Genomic DNA, 2,498 nt, shown 5'->3' with positions numbered 1-2,498 from the left:
GTGTTGATTTCCGGCGAGAAGTGACCCTGGATTTCCACTGAGAAGTGACCCGGGGTGATGGTGGTCTTGGGTCAGGTTGCGGTCAAGTTTCGGGGCTTCTCCTTTGAGGGTTTAGGTGGTTTGGCCGAGCTGGCTCTGAAGCGGAAGCTGTCGTTTCCGGTCTCCAGGATATGGCAGTGGTGCGTGAGCCGGTCGAGCAAGGCCGTGGTCATCTTGGCATCGCCGAAGACCGTGGCCCATTCGGAGAAGCTGAGATTGGTGGTGATGATGACGCTGGTGCGCTCGTAGAGCTTGCTCAGCAGGTGGAACAGCAAGGCGCCGCCTGAGGCGCTGAACGGCAGGTAGCCGAGTTCATCGAGGATGACGAGATCGGTGTGGACGAGGCGGCCGGCGATCTGTCCAGCTTTGCCCTGGGCCTTTTCCTGTTCGAGGGCGTTGACGAGCTCGACGGTGGAGAAGAAGCGGACCCGCTTGTGATGATGCTCGATGGCGTGGACTCCGAGAGCCGTGGCGATGTGGGTTTTGCCGGTACCCGGACCGCCGATCAGGACGACGTTGTGTGCGTCGTCGAGGAACTCGCAGCGATGGAGCTGGCGGACGAGCGCCTCGTTGACCTCGCTACTGGCGAAGTCGAAGCCGGGGAGGTCGCGATAGGCCGGGAAGCGCGCGGTCTTGAGCTGGTAGGTGGTCGATCGCACCTCCCGTTCGGCGGTCTCGGCCTTCAAGAGTTGTGCGAGGATCGGCATGGCGGTCTCGAAGGCCGGTGATCCCTGTTCCGTTAGCTCCGTGATGGCCTGGGCCATGCCATGCATCTTGAGGCTGCGCAGCATGATGACGATGGCTCCACTGGCTGGATTATGACGCATGGCGCGCCTCCCTGGCTCGGCGCAGGGCGTCATAGCGCTCGACGTTGGCCTGAGGCTCAGTGGTCAGCGTGAGGGCGGGGGGAGCCGGGATCGTTGGCGTGCTCAGCGGCGTACCGTCGATCAGCCGGTGCAGCAGGTTGATGATGTGGGTCTTGGTCGGCACGCCGGCCTGAAGGGCGAGCTCTACGGCCGTGAGCACGACCTGCTCATCGTGCTGGAGGACCAAGGACAGAATCTCGACCATCTCGCGGTCACCGCCTGGCCGCTTGAGCAAGTGCTGCTGCAGGGATCGAAACGCGGGCGGCATCTCAGCGAACGGCGCGCCGTTGCGCAGGGCACCGGGCTTGCGCTGGACGACGGCCAGATAATGCCGCCAGTCATAGACGGTCCGGCTCAGACGATCATGAGAGCGAGCGAACACCCGGCGATGCTCGCAGATTGCTTGCCCTTCAGCGACGAGGACGATCCGGTCGGGATAGACCCGCAGGCTCACCGGACGGTTTGCGAAGGAGGCCGGCACGCTGTAGCGATTGCGCTCCAGATGAACGAGGCAGGTCGGGGAAACGCGTTTGGCGTGCTCGACGAAGCCGTCGAACGGCCGCGGCACCGCCATCAGGTGCCGGATCTCCTCGCTCCAGACATCGGCGATCGAGCCGGGCTGCGAGCCGTGCCCGGTCTGTGACCACAACTCCCGGCACCGGGTCTCCAACCAGTCGTTCAGAGCTTCCAGGGAGGGGACGTTCGGCAGGGGTTGCCAGAGCCGATGACGGGCATCCTGTACGTTCTTCTCAATCTGCCCTTTCTCCCAGCCGGAAGCGGGGTTGCAGAACTCCGCCTCGAACAGGAAGTGGCTCACCATGGCCGAGAAGCGGATGTTGACCTGGCGTTCCTTGCCGCGGCCGACCTTGTCGACGGCCGTCTTCATGTTGTCGTAGATGCCCCGCCGTGGCACGCCGCCCAACACCCGGAAGGCGTGGTTATGGGCATCAAACAGCATCTCGTGGGTCTGGAGCAGGTAGGCTCGAAGCGTGAAGGCCCGACTGTAGGACAGCTTGACATGGGCGACCTGGAGCTTGGTGCGCTCGCCGGCAATGATCGCCCAATCCTCCGACCAGTCGAACTGGAACGCCTCGCCCGGCACAAAGGCCAGCGGCACGAAAGTACCGCGGCCGCTGGTCTGTTGCTCACGCAACCGGGCAGCCTTCCAGTCCCGGGCAAAGGCCGCGACCCGATTGTACGACCCCTCATAGCCGAGGGTCACCAGATCAGCGTGCAGCTGTTTGATCGTACGCTTGTGCTTGCGCGACTTGCCGCTCTCGACCCGCAGCATCGCCGCGAGCTTATCCGCATAGGGATCGAGTTTGCTCGACCGCTCGGGAAGATGAAACCGGGGTTCGACGCTGTCCGCCCGCAGGTACTTGCGCACGGTGTTCCTCGAAAGGCCGGTGCGGCGGGAGATATCCCGGATCGAGAGGTGATCCCGGTAATGCCAGCGTCGGATGACGCTCAATAACTCCATGTCGATCACTCCGCTGTCCCCCGCGATGCCGCGTGAGACGTGGTGAAAACATGGGTCACTTCTCGATGGAAAAATCCGTGCCGGCCGGGTCAACTCTCAGTGGAAATCAACAC

Annotated in this window: 2 protein-coding genes; both read right to left on the bottom strand. The window is 63.3% G+C overall.

Annotated elements, in window-relative coordinates; translation table 11 throughout:
* Positions 1–71: 71 nt before the first annotated feature.
* Complete coding sequence (istB, locus tag V5F48_RS24830) at positions 72–866, bottom strand: IS21-like element helper ATPase IstB (protein WP_394260625.1); 795 nt, start codon at positions 864–866, stop codon at positions 72–74.
* On the bottom strand, positions 856–2,385 hold the full coding sequence (gene istA / locus V5F48_RS24825; protein WP_006023735.1) for an IS21 family transposase: 1,530 nt from the start codon (positions 2,383–2,385) through the stop codon (positions 856–858). The genes istB and istA overlap by 11 nt, the downstream gene beginning before the upstream one ends.
* Between the last annotated feature and the right edge of the window lie 113 nt (positions 2,386–2,498).

Origin of the sequence: Xanthobacter autotrophicus ATCC 700552 (genome assembly GCF_043194565.1) — a bacterium.
Taxonomy (GTDB): Bacteria; Pseudomonadota; Alphaproteobacteria; order Rhizobiales; family Xanthobacteraceae; genus Xanthobacter; species Xanthobacter autotrophicus_F.
This window is presented reverse-complemented; position numbering and strand designations above follow the sequence as displayed.